The sequence below is a fragment of the Pseudomonas sp. genome, assembly GCF_036387035.1.
Taxonomy (GTDB): Bacteria; Pseudomonadota; Gammaproteobacteria; order Pseudomonadales; family Pseudomonadaceae; genus Aquipseudomonas.
Genome location: NZ_DASVUM010000068.1, coordinates 58,933 through 66,535 on the forward strand (window position 1 = coordinate 58,933; position 7,603 = coordinate 66,535).

6 protein-coding genes are annotated in these 7,603 nt (G+C 57.5%); 3 read left to right on the forward strand and 3 right to left on the reverse strand.

Features of this window, described 5'->3' with window-relative positions; all coding sequences use genetic code 11:
- Window positions 1-111 precede the first annotated feature (111 nt).
- Genes dgcB through VF672_RS06195 form a run of 3 tightly spaced genes read left to right on the forward strand, consistent with a single transcriptional unit; the run spans window position 112 to window position 4,071 of the window.
- Window positions 112-2,058, forward strand: coding sequence for a dimethylglycine demethylation protein DgcB (gene dgcB / locus VF672_RS06185; protein ID WP_331102555.1), 1,947 nt, complete (start codon window positions 112-114; stop codon window positions 2,056-2,058).
- The gene (locus VF672_RS06190) at window positions 2,058-3,278 is read left to right on the forward strand and encodes an electron transfer flavoprotein subunit alpha/FixB family protein (protein WP_331102557.1); all 1,221 of its coding nucleotides are present in this window, start codon (window positions 2,058-2,060) and stop codon (window positions 3,276-3,278) included. Before dgcB ends, VF672_RS06190 begins: the two co-directional genes overlap by 1 nt.
- Window positions 3,268-4,071: an electron transfer flavoprotein subunit beta gene (locus VF672_RS06195; protein ID WP_331102559.1), complete on the forward strand. Its 804-nt coding sequence runs from the start codon at window positions 3,268-3,270 to the stop codon at window positions 4,069-4,071. The genes VF672_RS06190 and VF672_RS06195 overlap by 11 nt, the downstream gene beginning before the upstream one ends.
- Window positions 4,072-4,107: 36 nt before the next feature.
- Here VF672_RS06195 and VF672_RS06200 read toward each other — a convergent pair whose 3' ends face one another.
- The 3 genes from VF672_RS06200 to VF672_RS06210 all read right to left on the reverse strand — a co-directional run bounded on the left by VF672_RS06200 (window position 4,108) and on the right by VF672_RS06210 (window position 7,120).
- Complete coding sequence (locus tag VF672_RS06200; RefSeq protein ID WP_331102561.1) at window positions 4,108-4,626, reverse strand: hypothetical protein; 519 nt, start codon at window positions 4,624-4,626, stop codon at window positions 4,108-4,110.
- Between the two features lie 819 nt (window positions 4,627-5,445).
- Window positions 5,446-6,732, reverse strand: a complete 1,287-nt coding sequence (locus VF672_RS06205) for an ATP-binding cassette domain-containing protein (protein ID WP_331102563.1) — start codon at window positions 6,730-6,732, stop codon at window positions 5,446-5,448.
- Window positions 6,692-7,120, reverse strand: a complete 429-nt coding sequence (locus VF672_RS06210; protein WP_331102565.1) for a hypothetical protein — start codon at window positions 7,118-7,120, stop codon at window positions 6,692-6,694. Before VF672_RS06210 ends, VF672_RS06205 begins: the two co-directional genes overlap by 41 nt.
- Between the last annotated feature and the right edge of the window lie 483 nt (window positions 7,121-7,603).

Sequence of the window (7,603 nt, forward strand, 5' to 3'; positions counted from 1 at the left end):
CTGGCGAAGAACGATGACGCGGTATCTCAGAGACACCGCATCGCCTGGTTCGCCAGCAAGCCGGCTCCTACGCGGCCTTTGTGACACCCCGAGGTTTTTTGGGAGCTCTACATGTTAAACACCCTTCTTCCGATCCTGCTCTTTGCTGCGTTGGGCCTTGCCGCCCTTGGCGTGTTGCGGCGGGTGGCCATGTGGCGTACCGGGCGTGCCGCCAAGGTCGATCTGCTCGGCGGTTTGCTGGCAATGCCCAAGCGCTATATGGTCGACCTGCACCACGTGGTCGCGCGGGACAAATACATCGCCAACACCCACGTTGCCACGGCCGGCGGCGCGATCGCGTCGATCATCCTGGCGATTCTGGTGCATGGTTTCGGCCTGCATAACCGTGTTCTCGGCTACGCGCTCTTGCTGGTGTCCGCCGTGATGTTCGTTGGCGCGATCTTCATGTACCTGCGTCGTCGTCACCCGCCGACCCGCTTGTCAAAAGGCCCGTGGATGCGCCTGCCTAAAAGCCTGCTGGGGTTCTCCGCCTCATTCTTTATCGTGACGTTGCCTGTCGCGGGCGTGCTGCCTGCGGACTTCGGTGGCTGGTTACTGGCGATCATCCTGGGCATCGGTGTGCTCTGGGGCGTCTGCGAATTGTTCCTCGGCATGACGTGGGGCGGACCGATGAAACACGCCTTCGCCGGCGCGCTGCACCTGGCGTGGCATCGCCGCCCCGAGCGTTTCGGCGGTGGCCGCTCGACCGGGCTGAAGCCCCTTGATCTGACGGACCGGACGGCACCGCTGGGTGTGGAGAAGCCCAAAGATTTCACCTGGAACCAACTGCTCGGTTTTGACGCCTGCGTACAGTGCGGAAAATGTGAAGCAGCGTGCCCGGCGTTTGCTGCTGGTCAGCCACTGAATCCGAAAAAGCTGATTCAGGACATGGTTGTCGGGCTGGCAGGCGGCACTGACGCGCACTTTGCCGGCAGCCCGTACCCGGGCAAACCGGTGGGCGAACACGGGGGAAATCCTCATCAACCGATCGTCAACGGGCTGGTCGACGCCGAGACGCTGTGGTCGTGCACCACGTGCCGGGCCTGCGTTGAGGAATGCCCGATGATGATCGAGCACGTGGACGCGATCGTCGACATGCGCCGGTACCTGACCCTCGAAAAAGGCGCTACTCCCAACAAGGGCGCCGAGGTGCTGGAAAACCTCATCGCCACGGACAACCCGGGCGGTTTCGCCCCGGGCGGGCGCATGAACTGGGCGGCAGACCTCAACCTTGACGTCATGAGCCACAAGAAAACCGTGGACGTGCTGTTCTGGGTGGGCGATGGCGCTTTCGACATGCGCAACCAGCGCACCTTGCGCGCGTTTGTCAAAGTGCTGAAAGCCGCCAGGGTCGACTTCGCCGTGCTGGGGCTTGAAGAGCGCGACAGCGGCGATGTTGCGCGTCGTCTGGGCGACGAGGCAACGTTTCAGATGCTCGCAAGACGCAATATCCAGACCCTGGCGCAGTACGACTTCAAGCGCATCGTCACCTGCGACCCGCACAGCTTTCATGTGCTGAAAAACGAATACGGGGCGTTCGATGGTCACTACGTCGTACAGCACCACAGCACTTATCTCGCCGAATTGATCGCCAATGGCGCGCTGAATCTGGGCCAGCACAAAGGCGATAGCGTCACTTATCACGATCCTTGCTACCTCGGTCGTTACAACGGCGAATACCAGGCGCCGCGCGATGTATTGCGTGCGCTGGGCATTGAGGTCAAGGAAATGGCCCGATCTGGATTCCGTTCACGTTGCTGCGGTGGCGGCGGTGGTGCGCCAATCACTGACATTCCCGGCAAGCAACGCATCCCGGACATGCGCATGGAGGACATTCGCGAGACGGGCGCCGAGCTGGTGGCCGTGGGTTGTCCACAATGCACCGCCATGCTTGAAGGAGTGGTCGAGCCGCGGCCGATGATCAAGGACATCGCCGAACTGGTGGCTGACGCGCTGCTTGAAGAAGCCGCGCCTGCAAAACCGGTAGCGGCTCGACGTGAACCTGCGGAGGCCCATTGATGAGCGACATTATTCGCCGCGACCCACGCGCTGAATGGATAGCCCGTAACCGGTTGCATCCGCTGCATGCTGCCATGCAACCCGTTCAAACCAGCTGGATGGGCCCCAACGGAGTGCTGCGTAAAAACGTGCACGGTATCGGGTTTATCGGCCCCAACGGTGTTAAGCGCGTCGACCGCAGCGGTGCGCAGCAGGGCGGGGTGGTCAAGCGTTCGGTACCGTTGGACGTGCAACTGCCGCTGCATCAGGTTGCCGAGCCTTCGTTCTATGTCGCGGTCGTGCCTGACATGGTCGGCGGTCGTTTGAGCAGTCATGACCGGGACGTGTTGGGTCTGGCCCATGCCTTGGCGGGGTCCGACGGCGCCGTGCTGGCCGTGATTTTTGGCGAGCACAAAGAGACGAGGTTCGACGCTGCTGGCGTAGACCGACTCCTGATTCTTGAAGGCACTGAGTTTGCGGGGTATTCGCCAGAACAGCGCGTGCAAGGTTTGCGGGCTGTGGATAACCAGTTTGATCCGCATCATTGGCTTTTGCCCGATAGCCGAAATGGTGGTGGCGAGTTGGGCCGCCGTTTCGCCGCCAGCCTGGGCGAGCGTCCTGCCACGCGTGTCTGGCAAGTGGCGGGCGAATATTGCACGGGTCGCGCGGGTGCGGGCGCGGAAGACCTTTCGCGTCCCGTGTCACGCTTGATTCTGGCCCAAGCGGAATGCGCCGAACCTGTCAGCGAAACGCGCCACGAAGCAGTGCCGCTGGAGTTATCCACAACCGTCGCGCGTACGTTGCCACGGATTGAGGACCTTGGCGCGGTGGCGGTCGATCCCGGACTTATCCCCATGTCAGAAGCCGAATTTATCTTTTCAGGCGGCAATGGGGTCAAAGACTGGTCGCTGTTCCACCGTACCGCCGTCGCCTTGGGGGCAACGGAAGGCGCTTCACGGGTCGCCGTGGACGATGGCTTCATGAGCCGCGATCGCCAAGTGGGCGCCTCCGGAACCTGGGTGACGGCAAGGGTGTATGTCGCTGTGGGTATCTCGGGGGCGATCCAGCATCTGCAGGGCATCGGCGCCTGCGACAAGGTTGTGGCCATCAACCTGGACCCGACCTGCGACATGATCAAACGCGCCGATTTGTCGGTGATCGGTGAGAGCGCTGCAATCCTCGAGGCGCTGATTGAAGCGGTCGACATTTACCGGAATGGGGCGAAGCGCGATGCAGCCTGAGATGGGTTTGACTGTGGATAAAGGCGCGCTGCACGTGATCAGCTTGGTGTCTGTCGGGGCGCACCCGACGTCCGGTCGTCCGCGCCGCGCCGAACAGGATGCGCGTGCGGTCGAGCTGGGATTGAAACTGGCTGGGGATAACTTGCACGTGCTGCACGCGGGCAATGCCGAGGAGCCCGCGCTGCGCGGCTATCTCGGCATGGGCGTCGATGAACTCCACGTTCTCGCTCAGCCACCTGGCGCCGATGCATTGCCGGGACTGGCGGATTACATTCGCGAGTCCGGCGTGCAGTTGGTACTGACCGGCAGTCAGGCTGAGACCGGAGAAGGATCCGGCATGCTCCCGTATTTGCTGGCCGAAAAACTCGGCTGGCCGCTGGTGGTGGGCATGGCCGAAGTCGAGTCCATGAGCAACGGCAGCGCACAGGTATTGCAGGCGCTGCCCCGAGGTCAGCGCCGTCGCCTCAAAGTGCGGTTGCCGTTCCTGGCGACTGTGGATAACGCAGCACCCAAGCCTCGTCAAAGCGCGTACGGGCCGGCGCAACGCGGTCTGCTTGATGTGGAAGAGATCGAGGTTGTCATCGACGAGGTATTCACCGGCGCCGAACTGACGCCCGCGAAACCACGGCCAAAACGCTTGAAGGTCATTAAAGCCAAGAGCGGCGCTGATCGCATGAAAGCCGCAACGGCGAAGGCGAGCGGAGGCGGTGGGCAGGTGCTCAAGGGGGTTAGTGCTGAAGAAGGGGCTGCGGCGATTTTGAAGTTGTTGGTGGAGGAGGGGGTAGTTCGTTGAACGGCGAATGGCGCCGCGATGGCGCCTTTTCTCCGTTCACGACTGAGGCGTATCTCGCTGCATCTTTCGACCGCTGGAATCTGCATCAACAATCACAACGTCGAAAACCTGCTCAATGACCTGACGCGGCCCCTGTTTCAAACTCCATGCGAAGAAAACGAGACACCCAACCAGTAAAGTGAACAAACCCGAACCAACGAGGCTCTGCGCAGCCCCCTTCCAAAACCCTGGCCGCGCCATTCGGATGTCGTTGGCGGCTCTTGAAGAGTAAAACGCTGCCAACTCGTCCGTTTCGGTACTCAGCGAGGACTCCAGAAAGTTTGTCGCCAGCCGGGTCGCCTGGGTTCTATAGGCTTCAAGTTGCGAACTGCTGTTGCTGATGTCGTGGAACGCAACGAGATCGCAATCCAGCGGATCAGTACCGTTTCTCTCCTTGAACGCATGGATATATTCGATTTTCTGCCGTTTATACACCGAGTAGGCCAGTTGGCCGAGTATGTCGTCCTCATCGTTCACTAACTCGCTGAAGATGTAGTTGTAGCGCTCTTCGGTCATCTGCAATCACTCCTGCCGGAGCCTGCGGGAGGCCGATCGGAATGCTTCCCTGATTTCTTCTGTGGTCTTGGGCTTAAAGCTGATAACGCCCAACAATTCTATGGGCAGAGCAAATGAGGCCCCTTGCTTACGTTTGGATAGCCTGCTGTTCGCCTCAATTACGACTTTGCGTGAGAACGGTGTCCAGTGATGCATGAGCGTGCTCCTTGCCGCCGGTTGATGTGCGGTGAGTGTACCGAGCGGTCCGGGGCTTGGATGTCAGACGCTTCCTAAACGTGTCGATCTCAGTGTCCATGTAGACATACCCACAATGGCTGTTGATCCGCCTGTGGATAAACTGTTCGGCCATTGCTGCAGGCCTTTGGTGGCGTGGCTTTCAATGGGGTGGTTGATTTTTGATCACTCTATCTCCTGGATTCTTAAAGGTTTTTTCCACATCCAGGAATCGAAAGGCCTTTTCTTACCCACATTCTCTGTGAGCGGGTGTGTGGATAAGATGTTCGTGGTCCGCTGCAGCCCTTTCAAAACGGGGCCTACGTGGAAGTGATCAACTTTTAACCAACGGCGTCTCGCAGACCTTTTTTGGCACGTTATCCTCGGCCTACCAACGCAAAGGGCGATTATCCGCAGCGGGCGTCACAGTTACGCACATTGGCTGTTGGCGCTTCTGTGGATAACATGTTTGCGAACCCTCTGAGCCTCGTGAAGCTGGGGTTTTGAGCGATCTGATCAATAAGTGACCAACCCGTGTATAACGGCGCTAATGACCGTGCCAGTCAGGCACGGTCAGCTATTACCCAGTCCCCTTGTTTGATCAGTTCAGGAACTCCGTATCTGCGTCACCGTCTGCTCAACAACCCCATCATTTTGCAACTCGCTCCAGTGACCGTCTGCGATTACCGCTCCGTCACTCAAAACAATGACTCGATCAAAACGGGAAAGCGCGGTCAAATCATGGGTTGCGCAAATGAGCCCCCTTTTATGGAAATGCGCGAACAGCGTCGTCCACACTCGGCTGGCCGTCTCCTGATCCAGGGCTGAGGTGGGCTCGTCGAACAAATTGAAATCTCCGGGGCGGTTGATCAGTCGGAGCAGTGACAATCGCTTGGCTTCGCCTCCGGAAATATTGATCGCACCTTCGGCTATTGACTTGTCGGCCGCCAGTTCCAGGATGCCTAGATCCGCGATGACCCGGGTAAGGGGCTTAGACATGGGGGCACCGAAAAGGACGGAGTGTTCGAATGCCCCTTCAAGAAAAACCGGGTGTTGAGGGCAGTAGCGAACACGGTCCAGATACGCCTCGATGTCGCTTGCCCTCATGCCTCTGCCATTTATGGCAATACCGTAGCGGAGCGACTTGTAGGTGCCCGCCATCGCGTCCAGAAAAGTACTTTTACCCGCACCACTGCACCCGATGATTGCGACGGATTGGTCAGGCTTGAAAGCAAGCGTTCTGTCAGTCACCTGTGTCAGCGCGATTAACTCCACGCTTGATAAAGGTTCAAGTAAGGGCTCCTGGGATTGCTCTATCAGATCTTCCAGCGACAACGTCTCGCCGAGCCGCTGTTTATCTGCTCGGAATTGGTCCAGCGCCCGATAGGCTTCGGCCAAGGCGCTGCAGTTGGCTAGAAACATCCCGGCCAGCGAGAAAACGGCTACCAACTCTCCCACCGTCAATTGTGGAGCAGCGGAGGCTTGATCGTTGACCCCCCACGCCAGTAGGGCTGCCGTGGACAGCCCGATATACAGGACTCTGATTGAGCTTAGAGCAGCACCGGTACTGGCCACTTGTGTTGCCGCATGCGCGTAATCCTTGTAACTCTGGCAAAGTGGTTTCATCGCAAAGCAAGAAGCTTTTTCAAGCTTGATGATTTTGCCCGCTTGCAGGGTATCGAATAGCTTGGAGGACACCTTGTCTTCTTCATCATTAACAAAAATCAGATAAGGGCGCCGCCAGCAGACCAGACGGTGATAAAGCAGGATGTACCCTGCAGAAACACCCAGCAAGGTCGTGAACATCATTGCTCCTCCGAATGAAGCAAAGATGATTGCAATCAGGCTCAACTCAATTAAAAGAGGCAGGGCGGACGTGATGAAGAAAATCAAAAAACTTTTCGTGCGCCGTTATTCCTCGCTCCACGGACTTGATGAGGGCGCCAATGCGAAGGGAAGAAAACTGTTCAAATTCCTTGCCCAGTATATTTTCGGTCCATTCAATAGACAGGTCTGCCAGGGTTGTCTGCACAAACTTAACGAGCTGGTAAGTCTGTAGAAGGTGAAGCACGGATTGCAGAAGCACTGCGGCACACAGGACCAGCAGTAAATCGTTGACGACGATTGAGGCTGAGTTTCCGATCGCCGACAAGCTGTCAACAATCTTGCCGAGCAACAGCGCAGGGGCTATGGCCGAGAGCTTCAGCAAGACGGTGAGCGCGGTAGCACTAAAGAATAATTTTTTATTTGAGCGTAGTGTCTCGCTTATGAAGTTTTTCATCCGCCCTTTGCCTATGAATTACATGCGTTGGCATGCAGAAGAAGCTGAGGCACTACAGGGATGCCCGCTCTTACTAAATTGAACCCATGGAGGATCGCTTCATTTCCTGAACAGCCAAAAGCTATACCCGAGTTTTTCGGATAATGACTGAGAAACGCAGTTTCGGTTTGAGCGCTCTTTTTTGCCATTGGGTGTTTGCCCGGGAGCTGGAGAAAGGCGGGAACAATGGCAGACCTCCCATTCAAAGGTCATTGAGTTCGACGCATTCTATCGTCCTCTCGCTGTCTGGCAGGTTGGCTCATATTATTAACTGGCCTCCCAGTGCTCACGTCATTTGCCGTGAGTGCTTTATTAATAACATTCGTACAAAAACGTTCAAGTTCGTTCAGGCTGTAAATTTCTGATCGTTTCGTAGGATAATTCGGCGGTGTCGTAGGCCGAATTAAAAAAGCACTGAGTTTTCAAAGGATTTTTTGTAGGAAA

Excerpts from the sequence above, each read along its gene's own strand:
- dgcB (WP_331102555.1), top strand. The coding sequence starts at position 112 with ATGTTAAACACCCTTCTTCCGATCCTGCTCTTTGCTGCGTTGGGCCTT.
- VF672_RS06190 (WP_331102557.1), top strand. The coding sequence starts at position 2,058 with ATGAGCGACATTATTCGCCGCGACCCACGCGCTGAATGGATAGCCCGT.
- VF672_RS06195 (WP_331102559.1), top strand. The coding sequence starts at position 3,268 with ATGCAGCCTGAGATGGGTTTGACTGTGGATAAAGGCGCGCTGCACGTG.
- VF672_RS06200 (WP_331102561.1), bottom strand. The coding sequence starts at position 4,626 with ATGACCGAAGAGCGCTACAACTACATCTTCAGCGAGTTAGTGAACGAT.
- VF672_RS06210 (WP_331102565.1), bottom strand. The coding sequence starts at position 7,120 with ATGAAAAACTTCATAAGCGAGACACTACGCTCAAATAAAAAATTATTC.